20 protein-coding genes and 2 tRNA genes are annotated in these 18,638 nt (G+C 68.9%); 3 read left to right on the forward strand and 19 right to left on the reverse strand.

The annotated features are described in order from the left end of the window. Positions 1–32: 32 nt before the first annotated feature. The 8 genes from ABZX10_RS04610 to ABZX10_RS04645 are packed head-to-tail and all read right to left on the reverse strand — an operon-like array spanning position 33 to position 4,339. Positions 33–515 carry a hypothetical protein gene (locus ABZX10_RS04610; protein WP_355535017.1) on the reverse strand — a complete coding sequence of 161 codons (483 nt, stop codon included), beginning with the start codon at positions 513–515 and terminating at the stop codon, positions 33–35. Then, positions 512–832 (reverse strand): hypothetical protein, encoded by a 321-nt coding sequence (locus ABZX10_RS04615; RefSeq protein WP_355535019.1) that lies wholly within the window; start codon positions 830–832, stop codon positions 512–514. Before ABZX10_RS04615 ends, ABZX10_RS04610 begins: the two co-directional genes overlap by 4 nt. Then, a complete protein-coding gene (locus ABZX10_RS04620; RefSeq protein WP_355535021.1) occupies positions 829–2,832 on the reverse strand; it encodes an AAA family ATPase in 2,004 nt (667 codons plus the stop codon). The genes ABZX10_RS04615 and ABZX10_RS04620 overlap by 4 nt, the downstream gene beginning before the upstream one ends. Then, positions 2,829–3,176: a DUF6011 domain-containing protein gene (locus ABZX10_RS04625; protein ID WP_355535023.1), complete on the reverse strand. Its 348-nt coding sequence runs from the start codon at positions 3,174–3,176 to the stop codon at positions 2,829–2,831. The genes ABZX10_RS04620 and ABZX10_RS04625 overlap by 4 nt, the downstream gene beginning before the upstream one ends. Further along, positions 3,068–3,595: a hypothetical protein gene (locus tag ABZX10_RS04630; protein ID WP_355535025.1), complete on the reverse strand. Its 528-nt coding sequence runs from the start codon at positions 3,593–3,595 to the stop codon at positions 3,068–3,070. Before ABZX10_RS04630 ends, ABZX10_RS04625 begins: the two co-directional genes overlap by 109 nt. After that, positions 3,592–3,894 (reverse strand): hypothetical protein, encoded by a 303-nt coding sequence (locus tag ABZX10_RS04635; protein ID WP_355535027.1) that lies wholly within the window; start codon positions 3,892–3,894, stop codon positions 3,592–3,594. The genes ABZX10_RS04630 and ABZX10_RS04635 overlap by 4 nt, the downstream gene beginning before the upstream one ends. Positions 3,895–3,903: 9 nt before the next feature. Next, positions 3,904–4,173 carry a hypothetical protein gene (locus ABZX10_RS04640; RefSeq protein WP_355535029.1) on the reverse strand — a complete coding sequence of 90 codons (270 nt, stop codon included), beginning with the start codon at positions 4,171–4,173 and terminating at the stop codon, positions 3,904–3,906. Between the two features lie 19 nt (positions 4,174–4,192). Then, complete coding sequence (locus ABZX10_RS04645; RefSeq protein ID WP_355535031.1) at positions 4,193–4,339, reverse strand: DNA-binding protein; 147 nt, start codon at positions 4,337–4,339, stop codon at positions 4,193–4,195. A gap of 157 nt (positions 4,340–4,496) precedes the next feature. Here ABZX10_RS04645 and ABZX10_RS04650 point away from each other — a divergent pair, with 157 nt between their 5' ends. Together ABZX10_RS04650 and ABZX10_RS04655 are read left to right on the forward strand one after the other, a co-directional pair. Then, positions 4,497–5,180 carry a helix-turn-helix transcriptional regulator gene (locus ABZX10_RS04650; RefSeq protein WP_355535033.1) on the forward strand — a complete coding sequence of 228 codons (684 nt, stop codon included), beginning with the start codon at positions 4,497–4,499 and terminating at the stop codon, positions 5,178–5,180. Continuing rightward, complete coding sequence (locus ABZX10_RS04655; protein WP_355535035.1) at positions 5,167–6,342, forward strand: tyrosine-type recombinase/integrase; 1,176 nt, start codon at positions 5,167–5,169, stop codon at positions 6,340–6,342. The genes ABZX10_RS04650 and ABZX10_RS04655 overlap by 14 nt, the downstream gene beginning before the upstream one ends. A gap of 33 nt (positions 6,343–6,375) precedes the next feature. Here the strand turns inward: ABZX10_RS04655 and ABZX10_RS04660 are convergent. From ABZX10_RS04660 to dnaN, 11 genes are all read right to left on the reverse strand, one after another. After that, positions 6,376–6,448: transfer RNA gene (locus ABZX10_RS04660), tRNA-Ala, on the reverse strand. An 11-nt stretch (positions 6,449–6,459) separates the two neighbouring features. Further along, positions 6,460–6,536: transfer RNA gene (locus ABZX10_RS04665), tRNA-Ile, on the reverse strand. 53 nt (positions 6,537–6,589) lie between these two features. Next, positions 6,590–7,294, reverse strand: coding sequence for a DUF3566 domain-containing protein (locus ABZX10_RS04670; RefSeq protein ID WP_355535037.1), 705 nt, complete (start codon positions 7,292–7,294; stop codon positions 6,590–6,592). A 25-nt stretch (positions 7,295–7,319) separates the two neighbouring features. Further along, positions 7,320–9,821 (reverse strand): DNA gyrase subunit A, encoded by a 2,502-nt coding sequence (gene gyrA, locus ABZX10_RS04675; protein WP_355535039.1) that lies wholly within the window; start codon positions 9,819–9,821, stop codon positions 7,320–7,322. 66 nt (positions 9,822–9,887) lie between these two features. Beyond that, entirely contained in the window at positions 9,888–11,951 is a 2,064-nt protein-coding gene (gene gyrB / locus ABZX10_RS04680; protein WP_355535041.1) for a DNA topoisomerase (ATP-hydrolyzing) subunit B, read from the reverse strand. A gap of 266 nt (positions 11,952–12,217) precedes the next feature. Then, positions 12,218–12,760, reverse strand: coding sequence for a DUF721 family protein (locus ABZX10_RS04685; protein ID WP_068570129.1), 543 nt, complete (start codon positions 12,758–12,760; stop codon positions 12,218–12,220). Positions 12,761–13,003: 243 nt separating this feature from the next. Next, on the reverse strand, positions 13,004–13,489 hold the full coding sequence (locus tag ABZX10_RS04690) for a hypothetical protein (RefSeq protein ID WP_355535044.1): 486 nt from the start codon (positions 13,487–13,489) through the stop codon (positions 13,004–13,006). Beyond that, the gene (locus ABZX10_RS04695; RefSeq protein ID WP_355535046.1) at positions 13,489–13,866 is read right to left on the reverse strand and encodes a hypothetical protein; all 378 of its coding nucleotides are present in this window, start codon (positions 13,864–13,866) and stop codon (positions 13,489–13,491) included. The genes ABZX10_RS04690 and ABZX10_RS04695 overlap by 1 nt, the downstream gene beginning before the upstream one ends. 47 nt (positions 13,867–13,913) lie before the next feature. Then, complete coding sequence (recF, locus tag ABZX10_RS04700; protein ID WP_355535048.1) at positions 13,914–15,134, reverse strand: DNA replication/repair protein RecF; 1,221 nt, start codon at positions 15,132–15,134, stop codon at positions 13,914–13,916. Between the two features lie 16 nt (positions 15,135–15,150). Then, positions 15,151–16,035, reverse strand: a complete 885-nt coding sequence (gnd, locus tag ABZX10_RS04705; RefSeq protein ID WP_355535675.1) for a phosphogluconate dehydrogenase (NAD(+)-dependent, decarboxylating) — start codon at positions 16,033–16,035, stop codon at positions 15,151–15,153. 37 nt (positions 16,036–16,072) lie between these two features. Next, positions 16,073–17,236 carry a DNA polymerase III subunit beta gene (gene dnaN / locus ABZX10_RS04710; RefSeq protein ID WP_355535050.1) on the reverse strand — a complete coding sequence of 388 codons (1,164 nt, stop codon included), beginning with the start codon at positions 17,234–17,236 and terminating at the stop codon, positions 16,073–16,075. A 456-nt stretch (positions 17,237–17,692) separates the two neighbouring features. Between dnaN and ABZX10_RS04715 the strand changes: the two genes are divergently transcribed. Then, the gene (locus tag ABZX10_RS04715) at positions 17,693–18,574 is read left to right on the forward strand and encodes a hypothetical protein (protein ID WP_355535052.1); all 882 of its coding nucleotides are present in this window, start codon (positions 17,693–17,695) and stop codon (positions 18,572–18,574) included. Positions 18,575–18,638: the final 64 nt, after the last annotated feature.

Consider the following 18,638-nt stretch of genomic DNA (forward strand, 5'->3'; position numbering starts at 1 on the left):
GACTCACTCTCGGTTCGGCTCTGGTGTGGATTCTACTCCTGTTTGAAGGCGTCCTTCCAGGGGTCGGCGCGGTGGGTGTGGGTGGTGCCGGTGCCTTCGCGGGGGACGATGGGGCCGCGCTTCTTACGTTCGTCGGCGCCGAGCTCGAGTCCGAGTTCCTCGCGTGCGGTGTGGGCGGCGGTGTTCACCTTGTCGGGGTCGACGAGGCCGTCCTCGCCGAGAAGGTCCGCCAGGTTCACCCCTGACGCCCATAGGGATTCGGGTTTGGCGATGACAGCGCCGGCGAGGCGTTCAACCTCGGTGCGTTGCATCGCCTCGACGGTGGCGGCGAGCTTGTCTCGTTCGGCTTCGGTGTCGCGGAGCTGAGTACGGTAGCGGGCCTCACGCTTGGACTGCGGCTCCGGGCCGTCGTCGGCGGCATCGGGTTCGATGACAGTCTGCTCGGGCGACTGCTCGGTATCGGTTGTTTCGCTGATGGTTTCGTTCTCCATGGGGGTGTCTTCCTGGTCGGTCATGCGGCGGTGTTCTCCTTCTTCTTCGGGCGGCCGGGGCCGCGGGTTCGTGGTGCGCGGCGGCCAGCGATCGTGCCGGCGGGCCGTCGGGCGGCGGGGAGGCTGTCGACCCACTGGGCGCAGTCGACGAGGGCGGGGCAGGTGCGGCACAGCCGGGCGGCTGCGGTGGTGCGGTACTCGGCGTCGTCCGGGGCCTCGTCGGGCTCGATCGGGTCGAACAGATCCCCGCGGCCGGCGCACGCCGCACCGTCGAGGCGGGGTGTGTCGGCGAGGACCCGCGCGAGCAGCTGGAAGGTGCCGTCGGCGTCGAGGCGGCTCACGATGCCGCCTTCTCGGGTGCGAGACGCCACTCGGTGAGGATCGACTCGCCGCGCTTCTCGATGCTCTCGCGTTGGGCGGCGGACTTGACTGCGGTGCGGCCGTAACCGGCAGCTTCACCCGCGGTGTAGGCGTCGCCCGCGGGTACCCATCCTCCGCGCTCGGACAGATATCCGGTGAGCCACTGCTCGCACGAGACGACGGTGTCGACGACGCCCTCGCCGATGTGCCAGAGGTAGCCGTCGGTGCGCCGTTCGGCGATCGCGACGAGATCGGACCTGCTGGCCGCCTTGCGGAGATTCGAGATCGACCAACCTGCGCGCTCGCCCGCGGCGTACACGGTGGCGCTGTGCGCGGTCCGGGCGCCAGCGTCGAGGAGCTCGCACACGTGAGCGTCGAACCACTGCCGGCACGTCTGCGGCGCCTGCGGCGCATCGGCGTCGGGGACGGCGTGCAGGGTGATTGGCACTTGCTTGCAGGGAGATTCTGCCACGCTGCCATCCATGCCATCCACCACCTGATTGGCATCAGATATCTGCAGGTCAGAGGCTGGATGGCAGGATGGCAAGCTCTCAGCGTGTGACGAGTCCTGCGCGGCGTCGTTGCCATCCACTTCGGGCGAGTCATCCGGTACCGCGGCGAGGTGGTCACGCTCCCCGACAAAGGGCAGCAGTTGCCAGTAGTACGGGCCCAGCTTCTCTTTACGGAACGGCGCCTTGATCCGGCCGGCGCGCGCGAGCTCCTCACGGGCGCGACGCGTCATGTCCGGCGACAGACCTGCCGCTCCCATCTCCTTGACAACGTCCTCCTTGGTCAGCTGCAGCCGCTCCCCCTGCGGGCCGGTGAGGATCCGCTCGAGCGTGGCCGCCTTGTCCGACGCGGACTTCACCTTCGGGCCACCGGTGCCGCCGCTGGAGGCCTCGCGCATGGCGTCGGAGACCGTGCGATCGGTCTCCTCCCCCAGGACGAACCTCGTCATCTGGGCGGTCTTCCCGGCGTCGGTGGTGACCTCCACGGGCTCGAGCGTGTAGGTGAACGACAAGCCTTCGGGGCCCAGGCTGTTCTTCGCGTGGGACATGAGCCGCGCATCGTCCTCGGCACCTTCGTCCTTGGAGAATCCCCAGATCGACCGGGCGACCTCACCGAACGCGGAGCTGCCGTTGATCGCTGCCGTCACGTCACCGGAGAAGCTCTTAGTCAGGTGCGCGACGCCGAGCACGACACCCTCGATCTCCTCGGCGACCTTGATCCACGGCTCGAGGCGAGCACGTACCTCGTTGCTGCGGTTCACGTCCGCCTTGGCGCCGATGACGCTCATGATCGGATCCAGGACCAACACCTTGACGCCGGCCCGGCGCAGTTCCGCCGCGAGGGCGGCGTGATCGGCGTGCCTGAGGAACGGGACGGTGACGATGCCGTCGGTGTCGTGCTCGATCGCGACCTCGGGGATGACGACCTTCTCGATGTCCGCGCCCGCGGCGCGCAGGCCAGGCTTGATGACGTACTGCTCGGACTCCTCCCCGCCGATCCACCCCGCGGCCACCGGGGCGCCGTACCAGGATCCCGGGAGCATGCCGCGGGTGGCCTGGGCGACGAAATGTCGGGCGAAGGTGGTCTTGCCCGCGGCGGGGCGTCCCGCGAGGAGCGCGACGGTGCCGACAGCGATCGCGTTGTAGTCGGGCTTGGGCTGCCACACCCAGTCGGGAACGTCGTCCTTGACGTCCGTCATAGGGCGGAGGCGGACCTGCGGGCCGCCCGTGGGTTTGTTCAGCGGATCCGCCCGGCCGAGGATGTCCAGGAACGCGCGCCGGGTCGCCGCGGCACGCATCGCTGGCGAAGCGTCCGCAGGAAGCTCTTCGTCGGCCTTGATCTCCGCGGCGGTCCAAGTGGCATCGAGGATGTCGTCGTCGTACGTAGCGGCGTGCGCGGCGTCGAGGCGGGCCCTCTCTGCGTGCTCCTCCCGGATCTGCTTCTTCCGCCGCGCGTCCCTCGATGCGGTCACGCTGGCCTCCTCTCGCCCATCACGGTCTTCTGTGCCTTGGTGGCGCAAGCCGGGCCCATGCCTCGGGCCCGGGACGCGCGAGCGGTCAGCGGCGCGCCACAGATGCTGCAGCGAGGGCACAGGACCCACCCGTGGCCAAGAGCCTCGAAGATCTGCGCATCGGTCGCGGCGATCTGGCCGGCGGGCAGGTCCTCGTCGTCGGAACGTTCCACCCTCGCGGTGCGCGCGCCGCCGCTCACAGCTCGACGTCCGGGTCGCTCGGGTGCCACGCTCGATACCGGCCGTTGACGAACCAGGACAGCCACCGCTTCGGGTAGTACTGGTGAGAATCGGGCCGCACCCACCAGCGTGACTTCTCCGCGAAGGCGATGTAGTCCTGCGCCTGGGCCATCGCCTCCAAGATCTGATGCGGATCGAGTCGGCTGTCGATCTGGATCTTCCACTGGCCCGTATCGAGGCGCTGCGCGACGCATCCGTCGCGCTCCACCTCGAAGCGGACGCGCTCGACCTTGATTCCCGCGGACTCCGCAGCGACCATCGACTTGATCGCGGCGTAGCGCGCCTGGAAGTACGCGCTGCTGGAATGGTCGCGGACGACGGCATGCCGGCGGATCCCACCGCACCCGTCGCACTTCAGGTTCCCCGACTGCGTCTCGTAGTTCCACCCGGGCGGGAAGTAGTTGCGGGGGCCGCCCATCTTGACGGTGCGCTCGCTCCCGCACGTCGCGCAGAGCGCCCGCTCGACCGTGGTCGCTGTGCTCACCGTGCTACCTCCTGCGCCTCGAGCTCGGCGAGCGCGTCCGCGAGGGCCCGCAGGTCGTCCACGTCGAACAAGGCGTGCGTCGGCCGCTCCGGGTTGGCGCCGGCGATCGTCGCGGTGACCGTCTTCCACGTGTGGTTCACCGCGACCGCGTACACGCTGCCGTCGAGGCAGTCGAGCGGCGAGGCCGGCGTGAACAGGGCGACGACTTCGGCGCGGATCGCCGGGTCGGTGACGCCGAAGTCGTCGAGGACCGTGTCGAGCTCACGCCCGGCGGGCGCGGGGTGTTCGGTAGAATTCATGGTGATCTCCTAGTGCTGCTGGCTGGCGGTATTGCGGATCCGGGCCTCGCTGGGTGCAACCGGCGGGGCCTTCCGCGTTGTGGGGGTGCGGCGCGGCCGGTCGTAGTCGTAGACCGGCTCGCCGAAGTTCTCGCCGAGGTCCGCGTGGGATTCCTGCGGCCGGTGCTGGTCGCGGAGCTTCGCGTCGATGTCGGCGGCGACCGCCACGATGAACATCACGCCGAGCAGTGCCGCGAGGCCGAAGAAGCCCGCGGACAGAGACGTGGCGGGCGCGATCACGGTGCTGTTGAAGTCCGTCTTAGGCGACCCCCGGAGTGACGACGCTGCCCTCGATGTAGGCGTGCACGTCCTCCCATCGGTAGGTGACACGACGGCCGCCCGGGTCCTTGATGTACGCGGGCCCGCGTCCGAGGTAGCGCTCCTGGGCGAGCTGGGCCGGGGTCATGCGCCGGTACTCGGCGACTTCGATGCTGGTAGCGATTCCAGTACGAGGGGGCATGGACATTTGAGTGGAACCTCCCGTGATCATGTGTGCAGTGCGTGAGTGCACTGCATGCAGTACACGCTAGACGATCACAGCATGCAGTGCAACACTGCACATCATGGGAGAGTCGAAATCGCTTGCTGAATCGCTTGGTCGAGGGATCGCCTACGCGCGGGAGCGCAGTGGGGTCAGCCAGGCAGTACTTGCTGAACGTTCTGGCGTGCACCGAAATCAGGTGTCGCAGCTCGAGAGAGGAAAGTCCGGCGGTCGGAACGGTGCTGCCGCGGACCCTCACCTATCTACGGTGCTTAAACTGGCTGCGGCACTACATGTTCCACCGGCATCACTGCTTTTCTCGCCCGACGATCCGCTGGCAGTGATCGAGGTCATGCCGGGTGTGGAAGTGGAGGCGTACAAGGCGTTCGGGTGGTTCATCGGAGCCGGCAGTCCCGTGGGGATGACCCACGATCGGGCGTACGTACCTGACGGTCTCGAAACGGATAGCTCGATGCGGGGGATGCTGCAGCTGCTAGACCTTGATCGGCAGATTGCGGATGCCGAGCATTCTCTACTACAGGTCGAGGGCGGCGCGAAGATGGTTGACGCGGGGCTGATGAGTTCGGACGTGGCCGACATGCTGGAGCAGTCTGCGCCGAGCGCTGAAGATCTTCGTACCCGAATAGGCGCGCTCCATCGTGCGCGCGCGAATGTGATCGAGGGGCACCGCAGGAAAGCGTCACTGCGCGCGACGGTTGCCCGAGGTCTGGGCGTACACCCGGAGACCGACCGTGGCGACGATTGAGCCGTACACATTGGCGTCCGGTGCTATCCGGTACCGAGTCCGCTACCGCAAGCCGGACCACAAGCCCACGGACAAGCGCGGGTTCACGACGAAGCGGGACGCGAAGGCCTTCGCTGCCACCGTCGAGGTCGACAAGATGCGCGGCGCGTACGTCTCGCCGGCCGCCGGTAAGCACCTCGTCGCGGACGCCGCGGCGACGTGGATCGCAGACCAACACCACCTGAGCCCGTCGACAGCCAGCCGGTACCGCGGCATCGTCGACGGCGCGATCGCCGCGAAGTTCGGGCACCTCACCCTCGGCAAGATCACCCGCCCGCTGGTGCGGAGCTGGATCGCCGAACAGGTCGACGCGGACACGCCCGCCGAGACGGTGCACAAGCAGGTCGGCGTCCTGCGGCGGATCCTCGCCCAGGCCGTCGAGGACGGGCGTCTCGCGGTGAACCCGGCCGACAAGGTGAGGCTGCCCGCGATCGTGCCGGCCGAGATGAAGTTTCTGACGCTCGAGCAGCTGCACGCCCTCGCTGCGGCGGCCGGCGACGCGGCGCCCGCGATCTGGACGCTGGGCGCCTGCGGGCTGCGCCTCGGCGAGCTGGTAGGGCTGCGGCACGCGGATGTCGACCTCGAGGCGGGCGTCCTGCACATCGTCCGCTCGGTGACGCTCGTCGACGGGAAGCACGTGGACGGGCCGCCCAAGGGTGGGAAGCGCCGGACGGTCCCGCTCCCCCAGTTCGTCGCCGAGCAGCTCCCACAGGGTCGGGACGAGGCTCTGGTGTTTCCCGCGCCCGGCGGCGGATACCTGCGGCACGGCAACTGGCGCACCCGCGTGTTCGATCCGGCCGTGACGAAGGCCGGCCTGTTCCCCACCGAGGTCGAGAAGGTCGTCGACGGGAAGAAGACCACCGTCGTGGAGTACGACCTGCACCCGCACGAGCTCCGACACACTGCGGCCTCGCTCGCCATCAGCTCCGGCGCGAACATCAAGGCGGTACAGGCGATGCTGGGGCACGCCCGCGCGTCGATCAGCTTGGATCGGTACGGGCACCTGTACCCGGCGGATGTCGAGGGGATCACGGGCGCCCTACAGGCGATGCTCACCCGCCCGACTGCGGCAGATTGTGGGCACGCGGTGGGCACGGAACGGAAAGAGCCGGTATCCGAGTGAACGGATACCGGCTCTGACCTGGTGCTTTGTTTGTGGAGCCTAGGAGATTCGAACTCCTGACATCCGCCTTGCAAAGGCGGCGCTCTACCAACTGAGCTAAGGCCCCGGGACGGGGTGTGGTGGGCCTAGGAGGACTTGAACCTCCGACCTCTTCGTTATCAGCGAAGCGCTCTAACCGCCTGAGCTATAGGCCCCTGAACCGAGGTGGAACATTACCAGTGCACCTCGAGTTCTACAAAACCGCTGGTCAATCCCTATCTGCGAGGGTCACCTCGATGCCGCCCACGAGGTCGGCGCAGAGGTTGTAGATGAACGCGCCCACGGTGGCGAGCGCGGTCAGCAGGATCACGTTCGCGAGGCCGACGAGGCCCGCGTAGGTGAACACGTCACCGGCGGTCAGGAGGCTCGCGCCGGCCTGCTCGTTGGTCAGCGTCTGGAAGCTGTCGTTGATCTTGCTCCACACGCCCATGCCGCTGAGCACGATGTACAGCGCGCCGACCGCGATCATCCACACGAAGAACATGACCACCGAGATGACGCCGGTGACCTTGAAGGTGGTCCACGGATCGATGCTGCGCAGCTGCATCCCGGCCCGTACGGGGCCGTTCGCGGCCTGCGTCTTCACGCCCGCGGCGCGGGCCGGCGCGCTGCCCACGGTGTGCAGGTTCGACGGTGCCTCCTCCGCCGCCGGGGCAGCTGGGGCGTCCGACGAGGCCGCGGGGGCCGCGTCCGCGGCGGCAGCCTTCGCCAGGGGCGCCGTCGGCGCGACCTGGTGGATCTTGTCGAGATCCGGCAGATCCTTGGGCAGCTCTTCACGTTCGACGCCCTCGGTGGGCGCGTCGATGACCCGCCCGACGTCGGTGTCGCGTCGCGGGATTCGGACGGGCTGACGACCCGCCTCCGGCCCTGTCTCCGGCGGTCGGCCGCCGGGACCGGTTCCAGGGGTACTCACATGCGCTCCTTCGAAGTCGCGGCGACTACGCGTCGCCGTCCGCCTGCTCGGGCTCGTCGCTCTCGTCGGCATTGCGGGCGATGGCCAAAAGACTAGTGCCTTCGGCCAGGTTCATCAGCCGGACACCCTTCGTCTGACGGCCCGCCTTCCGGACCTGCCGCGCGGCGGTGCGGATCACACCGCCGCCCGTCGTGATGGCGTACAGCTCGGTCTCGTCATCGACGATGAGCGCACCCACCAGGTCGCCGCGCTTCGGGTCGAACTGGATCGTCAGCACGCCCTTGCCGCCACGCCCCTGGACAGGGTAGTCGTCCATGGCCGTGCGCTTGGCGTAACCGCCCGAGGTCGCGACCAGGAGGTAGGTGTCCTCCTGAACCACGTTGAGCGCCAGGAGCTGGTCGTCGCCGTTGAACCGCATCCCCTGCACACCGGAGGTTGCCCGGCCCATGGGTCGCAACGCCTCGTCGGTGGCCTTGAACCGGATCGACTGCGCGTTCTTGCTCACCAGCAGCAGGTCGTCCTCCTGCGAGGTCAGCACCGCACCCACCAGCTCGTCCTCGTCACGCAGGTTGATGGCGACGATGCCGCCGCTGCGGTTCGAATCGAAGTCCTCGAGCTTGGACTTCTTGACCAGGCCGTTCTTGGTGGCGAGCACCAGGTACGGCGCGTCCTGGTAGCCCTTGATCTGGATGACCTGGGCGATCCGCTCCTCCGGCTGGAAGGCCAGCAGGTTCGCGACGTGCTGGCCGCGCGCGGTGCGGCTCTGCTCGGGCAGCTCGTAGGCCTTCGCGCGGTACACGCGACCCTTGGTGGTGAAGAACAGAATCCAGTCGTGGGTGGAGCACACGAAGAAGTGCGCCACGATGTCGTCCTGCTTGAGGTCGGCGCCCTTGACGCCCTTGCCGCCGCGCTTCTGGCTGCGGTAGAGGTCGGTCTTGGTGCGCTTGGCGTAGCCGGTCTCCGTGATGGTGACGACCACGTCCTCGCGGGCGATGAGGTCCTCGTCGGTGACGTCACCGTCGGCCGCGATGATCTTGGTGCGCCGGTCGTCGCCGAACTTCTCGACGATCTCGGCGAGCTCGTCGCGGACGATGGCGCGCTGCCGCTCCGGCTTGTCGAGGATGTCCTTGAGGTCGGCGATCTCGAGCTCGATCTCGGCCAACTGGTCGATGATCTTCTGCCGCTCCAGGGCCGCCAGACGCCGCAGCTGCATGTCGAGGATGGCGTTGGCCTGGAGCTCGTCGACGTCGAGGAGCTGGATCAGGCCGGCGCGGGCGATCTCGGTGGTCTCGGACCGCCGGATGAGCGCGATGACCTCGTCGAGCGCGTCGAGCGCCTTGACCAGGCCGCGCAGGATGTGGGCCCGCTCCTCCGCCTTGCGCAGCCGGAACCGGGTGCGCCGCACGATGACGTCCAACTGGTGCGCCACGTAGTAGCGGATCATCTGGTCCAGGCGCAGGGTGCGCGGCACCCCGTCGACGATGGACAGCATGTTCGCGCCGAAGCTGGTCTGCAGCTGGCTGTGCTTGTAGAGATTGTTGAGCACCACCTTGGCGACGGCATCACGCTTGAGCCGCACCACGATCCGCATACCCACACGATCGGAGGACTGGTCCTCGATCTTGCTGATGCCGGCGATCTTGCCGTCACGCACCTGCTCGGCGATCGACAGCACGAGGTTGTCGGGGTTCACCTGGTAGGGCAACTCGGTGATGACGAGTTCCGTTGCGCCCTTGGAGTCCTCCTCCACGGAGACCACGCCGCGCATGCGGATGGAACCGCGCCCCGTGGAGTAGGCGTCCTTGATGCCCTGACTGCCCACGATGAGGCCGTACGTGGGGAAGTCCGGACCCTTGATGCGGTCCATGCACGCCTCGAGCGTGGCCTCGGAGTCCGCCTCGAAATTGTCCAGGCACCAGAAGATCGCGTCGGCGAGCTCGCGCAGGTTGTGCGGCGGGATGTTGGTCGCCATGCCCACGGCGATGCCGCCCGCGCCGTTCATCAGCAGGCTGGGCACACGCGCGGGGAGCACGGTGGGCTCCTGCGTCTTACCGTCGTAGTTCGGCGTGAAATCGACTGTCTCCTCGTCGATGTCACGCAGCATCTCCATGGCGAGCGGCGTCAGCCGGGCCTCGGTGTAACGCATCGCGGCCGCGGGATCGTTGCCCGGCGAGCCGAAGTTGCCCTGCCCGTCGATGAGCGGGTAGCGCAGCGACCACGGCTGTGCGAGGCGTACGAGCGCGTCGTAGATCGCGCTGTCGCCGTGCGGGTGGTAGTTGCCCATGGTCTCGGCGACCGGCTTCGCCGACTTCACGTATCCGCGGTCGGGGCGGTAGCCGGCGTCGTAGGACGCGTACAGGATTCGACGCTGCACGGGCTTCATGCCGTCGCGCACCTCGGGCAGCGCGCGGCCCACGATCACGCTCATGGCGTAATCGATGTAGCTGCGCTGCATCTCCTGCTGGATGTCGACCGGTTCGATCCGGTCGTGCCCGCCGGTCTCGGTGGGCGGAGTGGTGTCAGTCATGTCAAGTCCTTGTCGGTCAAGCGGTTCGACGGTGCGCGGTGGTCGCCCCGGAGGGGCACCTTCCGGCTACACGTCGAGGAACCGCACGTCCTTGGCGTTGCGTGCGATGAACGAGCGGCGGGCCACCACGTCCTCACCCATCAGGATCGAGAACAGCTCGTCGGCAGCGGCGGCATCGTCGAGCGTGACCTGCTTGAGCACGCGCACCGTCGGATCCATCGTGGTCTCCCACAGCTCCTTGGCGTTCATCTCGCCGAGGCCCTTGTAGCGCTGGATGCCGTCGTCCTTGTTGATCTTCTTGCCGTGCTGCAGGCCGTCGGCCAGCATCACGTCGCGCTCGGCGTCGCTGTACGCGAACTCGGCATCGGCGCCCTTCTGCCACTTGAGCTTGTAGAGCGGCGGCTGCGCCAGGTACACGTGGCCGTGCTCGACCAGCGGGCGCATGAAGCGGAACAGCAGGGTCAGGAGCAGCGTCGAGATGTGCTGGCCGTCCACGTCGGCGTCGGCCATGAGGACGATCTTCTTGTACCGCAGTTTGGCGATGTCGAACTCGTCATGGATGCCCGTGCCGAAGGCGGTGATGATCGACTGGACCTCGGTGTTCTTGAGCACCTTGTCGATCCGGGCCTTCTCGACGTTGATGATCTTGCCGCGGATCGGGAGGATCGCCTGGTACATCGAGTCGCGGCCGCTCTTCGCGGAGCCGCCGGCGGAGTCGCCCTCCACGATGTAGACCTCGCACTTGTCGGGGTCGTTGCTGCGGCAGTCGGCGAGCTTGCCGGGGAGGCCGCCGATGTCGGTGGCGCTCTTGCGGCGCACCAGTTCTCGCGCCTTGCGGGCGGCGAGGCGGGCCTGTGCGGAGGCGGCCGCCTTCTGCACGATGGTCTTGGCGTCGGCCGGGTTCGAGTCGAACCAGAACTGCAGCTGCTCGCGGCACACCTTCTGCACGAAGCCCTTGACCTCGGAGTTGCCGAGCTTGGTCTTGGTCTGGCCCTCGAACTGCGGCTCGGCCACCTTCACCGAGATGACGGCCGCGAGGCCCTCACGGATGTCGTCGCCCGAGAGCTCGCCGTCCTTCTCCTTGACCAGCTTCTTGTCCTTGGCGTAGGCCTTGACGACGCCGGTCAGCGCGGTGCGGAAGCCCTCCTCGTGGGTGCCGCCCTCGTGCGTGTTGATGGTGTTGGCGAAGGTGTGCACGGACTCGGAGTAGCCGGAGTTCCACTGCATCGCGATCTCGATCTCGTGGCCCTTCTCCTTGCCCTCGAAGGAGATGATCGAGCCGTGGATCGGCGACTTCGACGTACGCGCGTTGATGTGCTTGACGTAGTCGACCAGGCCGTCGGGGTAGTGGAAGATGCGCTCGCGCTTCTTCGGCGCGACCTCGGCCAGCGCGGCCGCGACGTCGTCCTCGTGCGCGGACGGCGCGGCCTCAGTGGTGTCCTCATCGGGGACCTCCACGGCGACCGGGCGCTCGTCGGTGAGCGTGATGGTCAGGCCCTTGTTGAGGAAGGCCATCTCCTGTAGGCGGCGCGAGACCGTCTCGAAGTCGTAGTGGGTGGTCTCGGTGAACACCTTCGGGTCGGCCCAGAAACGCACCGTGGTGCCGGTGCGGGTGGTGGGCTCGCCCTTGATCAGGTCCTCGGCGACGGAATCGCGCTTCTTCTCGTCCCAGTGGAAGTTGTTCTGCCAGTGGTAGCCGTCCACATCGATCTCGACCTCCACGCGGCTCGAGAGCGCGTTGACCACCGAGATGCCGACACCGTGCAGACCGCCGGAGACGGCGTAGGCGTCCGAGTCGAACTTGCCGCCGGCGTGCAGCGAGGTGAGCACCAGCTGCACGGTCGGCATGCCCTTGGCGTGCATCGCGACGGGGATGCCGCGGCCGTCGTCGATGACCTCGACGCCGCCGTCGGCGAGCAGCTTCACGTCGACCCGGGTCGCGTGACCCGCCATCGCCTCGTCGACCGAGTTGTCGACGACCTCCCAGATCATGTGGTGCAGGCCGCGGGGTCCCGTGGTGCCGATGTACATGCCGGGGCGCTTGCGCACCGCCTCGAGGCCCTCGAGCTGCTTGATGGAATCTGCGCCGTACGAGCCCGCGGGCTTCCCAGCGTTGTTGTCAGCCGCCACGATGTGTTGGCGCTCCTTCGTCGGAACCACCGGGGCGAACGGCCCTGAACTTCCTCGGCCGCGGGCACCGCGATGGTGATCGGACAGCGACCCGAGGAGACGGGGCGCTCTTGCCCTTCCAGTCTACTCCTCTTCACGACGATGAACGCGCGTGGCGCGCCCTAATCGCCTCCCAGACGAATCCGACCTCGTTTCGGCGCGATCACCCCGGATTGCAATCGGATGCGTTCACGGCGACGCTGGGCCGTGAACCCGCAACCGCCCGCCTACCCGTACGTGTCGCGTGGACCACGCCCGGGGACGTGCAGCGGGCCCTTGCGCCAACTCGGCGCACTGGGGCCCGTGATGTTCAGCGAGGTCACCACACCCTGACCGACTGCGGCGTTGATCTTGGCCAGCAGCTGGGACTGCATGAGCCGCAGCTGTGTCGCCCATGCGGTCGACTCCGCCCGGACGTAGAGAACCTTGTCCCGGAGGTTCACGGGCTGTGCGTGCGCGGCCACGTCGGCACCCACGACGGCGTCCCAGCAACCGAGAACCGTTCCCTCGCTAACCTTCTTGTCCCAACCCCGCGCCTTGGCGATACCCCCGATGAGGGCACCGAACGCCTGCGGGTCACGGTTGTCCGGCGACGGCCCGCTCCACCGCTTGGATCCCCGGCGCAGCCGGCGCACCCCGCCGGTCATCGGCTCGGAACGGCCCTGGCCGACGGACTTGCCGGCCGCCTTCGCGGCCGCGCGCGCCTCCTCGAGCGCGCGCCGAGCGATGTCGGAGCCGTGCAGCTCCGCGTCACCGTTCGACCCGGTCATGCCGCCTCCCCGCGCTCGCGAATTCGTGCCCCTCAGGTTACTCGCCGCCACTGACGGATCCGGCGACGACGACGTCCGGGGCATCGACTTCGTCCAGCAGTCCCCGACAGCGCGCCTCGTCCCACTCCCCCGGATCCGACGGTGCCGCGGCCCCGTCGATGACGAGGGTGTGGGCCCGTCCGGAACACTCCTGGGACGGGCCCGTGTGCGCGCAGATGACGCCGGGGGCGCCCGGGAAGGACGTCAGTGGCGCTGCCGGAGCGCGGCATCCACCGCGGGATCGCCCAGTCCGGACAGGAACTGCAGTGTGTGCGGGGGCGTCGACGGGTTCGCCGCGACGGCGACGCGCAGGGCCGGCAGGTTGTGCGCGATCTCGTCCAGGTGCTGCTGCGGCGTCGCGGGATTCGAGGCCGCCACCTCCGCCGGTGGTAGGGCTCCGCCGGCGGAGGGCGGGAACGGCGCCGGTCCCGGACCCATCGCGGGCGCAGGCCCGGTGCCCGCCGACACCCTCGCCATGACGTCGTGGAACAGGCCCGACACGTACGCGCCGCCGATGAGCACCACGACCGCGCACAGCAGGATCAGCAGCCCCGGCAGCACGGTGTACGCACTGTTGAACGCGATGACGGCCAGCACCAGCAGCACCGCCGCCACCGCTGGACCCGCGACCTTGTTCACGAACACCCGTCCCGCACCGACGGCGAGGCCTCCGAGCAACCGTTCCAGCATCAGTACGCCCCCGAACATTCCGACGCGATCGGCGCCGCGTTCCGGTAGTAGGTGGAGACCGAGAACGTGCCGGACATCTTGTCCAGCGCCTTTCCCGCGTCCTGCACAGCGCTCTTCGGGTAGTGCGAGGCCGCGGAGACGAGCCCGTCGAGATCGACGACGTAGGTCCGGTCGTCGCTCACCTTCGCCGAGGCCTTCGTGTAGGCCGAGCACAGATCGGACTTGGAGGTCTCCGCCCAGAAGGTCAGGGAGCCGATGAACACGACCAACGCCACGAGCGCGGCCCCGCCCACGATCGGTGCCACGACCTCGCGGTTCGGGCCCGACGGTGCCGGGCCGGGCCCGGGCGGCACGCCCGGTCCAGGATTCATCGCCATCCCCGGCCTCCCCTTCGAAAGATCATTGCTACGAAGGAGAACGGTAGTCAGAGCGGACCGTCGCCGTCCATCGTCCGATCGGATGACACGGCCCGCGCGACGGCGCCCGCCAGACGGGAGACGCGGGCGTCCGCCGGTCCCTCGACGGACACCTCGAAGGTGCGGGCCCGCAGCTCCGCGGGGAGATCCTCGGGAACGGCCGCGGTGACGATCACCTGCTCGGTGTCCGCGGCCACCGCGGCGAGCGCGGTCCGGCGCTTGGCATCGAGTTCGGCGAAGACGTCGTCGAGCAGCAGCACCGGCTCGCTACCGCCGGCGCGCAGCAGCTCCAGGGATGCGAGCCGCAGAGCCAGTGCGTACGACCAGGATTCGCCGTGCGAGGCGAAGCCCTTCGCCGGCTCGTTCCCCAGACGGAGGTCGAGGTCGTCCCGGTGCGGGCCGATCAGGCACACGCCCCGGTCGATCTCCCGCTGGCGTGCGGCGGCCAGGCCGTCGAGCATCGCCCGCTCCAGCTCGGCGACGGACGCGGATGCCGGGTCACCGTCGAACGCCTCGAACAGCGAGCTCGTGTACGTGACGGTCGCAGCGCGGGAGTGCGGGGCGAGGGCCGCGTAGGCGACGGTCAGGTGCGGCGCCAGGGAGGCCACCACCTCGAGCCGGGCTGCCAGCACCTCCGCGCCGAACCGCGCGAGCTGCGCGTCCCAGACGTCGAGTGTGGAGAGCATGGACTCCGCCTCCGCTCCCCCACGGCGGGCGGCGGCGTAGGCCGTCTTCAGCAGGGCGTTGCGCTGCTTGAGAACCCGCTCGTAGTCCGCCTTCTCCGCGGCGATCCGGGGCGTGCGCAGGATCGCGAGGTCGTCGAGGAAGCGGCGCCGACCGCCCGGCTCGCCGCGCACGAGGGCCAGGTCCTCGGGGGCGAACAGCACCGACTGCAGGATGCCCAGGAGGTCGCGAGGCCGGCGGCACGGCGCGGTGTTGATGCGCGCCTTGTTCGCCCGACCGGCCACGATGTCGATCTCCGCGGTGAGCTCCCGGCCCGCGTTGTGCACCGTCGCCGACACGGACGCGCTCTCCGCACCGACCCGGATGAGGGGCTGATCGGTGGCGACGCGGTGCGAGCCGAGCGTCGCGAGGTAGTTCAACGCCTCGACGAGGTTCGTCTTCCCGAATCCGTTGCGGCCCACGAACACGCTGACGCCCGGTGCCAGGTCGACGGAGACGTCGTCCCAGGACCGGTAGTCGTGCAGGGCGAGCCGGCGGACGTACAACGAGCGATCGGCCCCGCTAGTCCGCGCGGCGCACGGCGTGCCCGCCGAACTGGTTGCGCAGCGCGGAAACCGCCTTCATCGTGTCCGAATCGTCCTCCCGGGACTGGAACCGGGCGAACAGCGCGGCCGCGATCACCGGAGCCGGCACCGAGTGCCGGATGGCCTCCTCGACCGTCCACCGCCCCTCGCCGGAATCCTCGGTGTAGCCCGTGATCTCGTTCAGGCCGGGATCCTCCTCGAGCGCCTTCACGAGCAGGTCCAGCAGCCAGGACCGCACGACGGTGCCCTTGCTCCACGCACGCAGCGTGCCGGCCACGTTCTCGATGAGCGGCTCCGCCTGGAGCAGGTCGTAGCCCTCGCCGTAGGCCTGCATCAGGCCGTACTCGATGCCGTTGTGGATCATCTTGGCGTAGTGCCCGGCGCCGACGGGGCCGCTGTGCGCGAACCCGTCCTCGCGATCGCCCTCCGGGCGCAGGGCGTCGAAGATCGGCATGGCGCGCTCGACGTCGGCGTCCGAGCCGCCGACCATCAGGCCGTACCCGTTCTCCAGGCCCCACACGCCTCCGGACACGCCGCAGTCGAGATAGCCGATCTCCTTGGTCGCGAGCAGCTCCGCGTTGATCTGGTCGTCGGTGTACCGCGAGTTGCCGCCGTCGATCACCACGTCACCCGGCTCGAGGATCTCGGCGAGCTTGCGCACCGTGTCGCGCGTCGGCTCGCCGGCCGGGACCATGACCCAGACGGTGCGGGGCGCCGTGAGCGCCTCCGCCAGGGCTTCGAGCGAGGGCACGTCGGTGACCTCCGGCCGCGGGTCGTACCCGACGACCTCGTGGCCCGCGTTACGGATCCGCTGGCGCATGTTCGCGCCCATCTTGCCCAGACCGATCAGACCCAACTGCATGCTCACAGCACCTCTCCTCGCTGACGGACGACGTGACTCAGCCGGGCAGGCGTACCGGCATCAGCAGGTACGTGTACGCGCTCTGCGGCGCCGGGAAGGCACCCGAGTCGTCCGGCTCGTAGCCATTGTCCACCGCGGGCCGCAGCACCGCAGGCCGACTGGGAGTCGTGAAGCCGAAGGTCACCGATTCGGTATGGATCGCCGCCAGGCCGTCCTGCAGGTACCCGGGGTTGAACGCGATCGTCAGGGCCTCGCCCTGGAAGTCGGCGGGCAGCTCCTCCTCGGCCCGGCCGGCGTCGTCGCCGCCGGCGGAGAGGCGCAGCGCACCGTCGGAGAACTCCATCCGCACCTGCGCACCACGGTCCGCGACCAGGGCGACGCGCTTGATCGCCTCGAGCAGCGGCGCGATCTCCATCGTCGCGAGCGCGGTGTGCGAGGCCGGCAGCAGCTGCCGGAACTTCGGGAAGTCCGCATCGAGCAGGCGGGTGGTGGTCCGACGGTCCGCGCCGACGACGCCGAGCAGGCCGTCGGCGCCCACGGCAGAGCCCGCGCCGAGCGCGATACCGACCTCGGGATCGACGGCGAAGGTCTTGGCGGCCTCCGACAGCGTCTTCGCGGGGACCAGGACCGCGGCCTTGACATCGCTCGATCCCGGCTGCCAATCGAACTCACGCACGGCGAGACGGAATCGGTCGGTCGCGGCGAGAACGACCTTCTCGCCCTCGATCTCCACGCGGATGCCGGTGAGCATCGGCAGCGTGTCGTCCTTGCCTGCGGCGATGGCGACCTGCGCGATGGCCTCGGCGAAGGTTCCCCGCTCGATCGCGCCGGTCTGCTGCGGCAGTTCCGGCAGCTGCGGATAGTCCTCGACGGGCATCGTCGGCAGCGAGAACTTCGCGCTGCCGCAGGTGATCGCCACGCGCGTGGTATCGAGCTGCACGTCGACCGGCTTGTTCGGCAGGGCCTTGGTGATATCGGCGAGCAGCCGGCCGGAGACCAGCGCCTGGCCCTCATCGGCGACCTCGGCGGCGACGCGGACCTGTGCCGAGACCTCGTAGTCGAATCCCGAGACCGTCAGACCGTCGTCACCCGCAGTGAGCAGCACGCCGCCGAGCACCGGCACCGGAGGGCGCGACGGCAGGCTGCGCGCCACCCACGCGACGGATTCGGCGAACTCCTCGTGCGGGACGCGAAACTTCATGCCGACGGGGCCTTTCGGTGGGGAGCGTTCGGGTACGGCGTGGCGGGCACGACCGTGAGGTCTTCGATGCTATAGGAGCGGGCGCGTTCCCGTGACCATCAGGTCACGGCTCGATCGAACTCCACGTCCAGACGCGTGAAGCGTGCCGGACGTTCACACACCCTCTTTTCAAAAGAAGTATCTAGACAAGAAATATGTCATCGTCATAGGCCCTGTGGAGGATGTGGAAACTCCGGGTCGGCCCAGTTCTCCGGGCGTGTCGGGGTGTTGACGACGCGCCGCACCGATTGTGGAACTACATCGGTGTGATTGTTGACGGAGGCTGCCTGTGGAAACCTGTGGATGAACTCTCCCCAGGTCACTCCTGCGATTTCGCCGATTCATCCACAGGCTGTGGGAAATACTCATCGGTAACTCACAGGCCGTCGGGCGGCATCGTGCGCGTACGGTGTGACCATGGGATATCCGGATCCACAGCACCCGGGACAGCACCCCGGCGACCAGAACTACCCCGCGACGCCCTCGGCACCGCGCCCGACCCGTCAGTACGAGCGGAGCGAATACGGCGCGGACCTCGCCGGCGAGCCGCAGGGGCCGCCGCCGCTCCCGCAGGGCCCCGCGCTACAGCCCGGTCCCGGCCCCGTGGGGCCGCAGGGTCCCGGACACGGTGCGGGCTACGGCGCGCAGCAGGAGCCGCCGACGCAGGCCTACGACGGTGGCTATCAGCTCGGTTACGCACCCGGCGGCCCCGGTGTGCAGTACGGCGGCGGCGTGCCGCCGACGGGCCCGCCCCAGGGGCCCGGTGGCCCCGGTGGCGGCTCGGGCGGCGGTGACGGTTCGGGCGGCGGCAACAAGAAGCTGCTGTGGATCGCCGTTGCGGCGGTGGTCCTCGTCCTCGTGCTCGCGGTCATCGTCGTGCTCGTCGCGACCGGCGGGACCAAGAGCACCTCGGCGTCGTCGACCGGCACGACGCAGACCACGACCGTGCCCACCACGACCCGCAGTGGGATCGCGCTGCCGACGGGCCTGCCGTCGGGCATCTCGATCCCGCCGATCTACGGCGGCTCGACGACCGGCGCCAACGCGAAGAAGTGGGTCGTGGAGGTCACGGGGAGCGGATCGGCGCAAGTGATCGCCGTGGGTATCCCGGACACGAACACCCTGGGCTCGCAGACGCTGCCGTGGACGAAGTCGTTCACGGCCGACACCTTCCTGGTGACGGTCACGGTGTTCAGCCCGAAGCCCGACATGGCGTGCAGGATCACCCGCGACGGTGCGGTGGTCGCGGAGGAGAAGGCCTCGTCCGGGCCGCTCATCTGCACCGCGACCGGCTCGTAGGAGCTCGACGACAGAACCCGCCCGGGCGCTGGGGTGCATCTCCTACGCCCGGGCGGTCCTGGGC

This window comes from Tsukamurella sp. NPDC003166, assembly GCF_040611135.1.
Taxonomy (GTDB): domain Bacteria; phylum Actinomycetota; class Actinomycetes; order Mycobacteriales; family Mycobacteriaceae; genus Tsukamurella.

Excerpts from the sequence above, each read along its gene's own strand:
- ABZX10_RS04610 (WP_355535017.1), bottom strand. The coding sequence starts at position 515 with ATGACCGACCAGGAAGACACCCCCATGGAGAACGAAACCATCAGCGAA.
- ABZX10_RS04635 (WP_355535027.1), bottom strand. The coding sequence starts at position 3,894 with ATGAATTCTACCGAACACCCCGCGCCCGCCGGGCGTGAGCTCGACACG.
- ABZX10_RS04645 (WP_355535031.1), bottom strand. The coding sequence starts at position 4,339 with ATGACCCCGGCCCAGCTCGCCCAGGAGCGCTACCTCGGACGCGGGCCC.
- ABZX10_RS04650 (WP_355535033.1), top strand. The coding sequence starts at position 4,497 with ATGGGAGAGTCGAAATCGCTTGCTGAATCGCTTGGTCGAGGGATCGCC.
- gyrA (WP_355535039.1), bottom strand. The coding sequence starts at position 9,821 with ATGACTGACACCACTCCGCCCACCGAGACCGGCGGGCACGACCGGATC.
- ABZX10_RS04685 (WP_068570129.1), bottom strand. The coding sequence starts at position 12,760 with ATGACCGGGTCGAACGGTGACGCGGAGCTGCACGGCTCCGACATCGCT.
- ABZX10_RS04690 (WP_355535044.1), bottom strand. The coding sequence starts at position 13,489 with ATGCTGGAACGGTTGCTCGGAGGCCTCGCCGTCGGTGCGGGACGGGTG.
- ABZX10_RS04695 (WP_355535046.1), bottom strand. The coding sequence starts at position 13,866 with ATGGCGATGAATCCTGGACCGGGCGTGCCGCCCGGGCCCGGCCCGGCA.
- gnd (WP_355535675.1), bottom strand. The coding sequence starts at position 16,035 with ATGCAGTTGGGTCTGATCGGTCTGGGCAAGATGGGCGCGAACATGCGC.
- dnaN (WP_355535050.1), bottom strand. The coding sequence starts at position 17,236 with ATGAAGTTTCGCGTCCCGCACGAGGAGTTCGCCGAATCCGTCGCGTGG.
- ABZX10_RS04715 (WP_355535052.1), top strand. The coding sequence starts at position 17,693 with ATGGGATATCCGGATCCACAGCACCCGGGACAGCACCCCGGCGACCAG.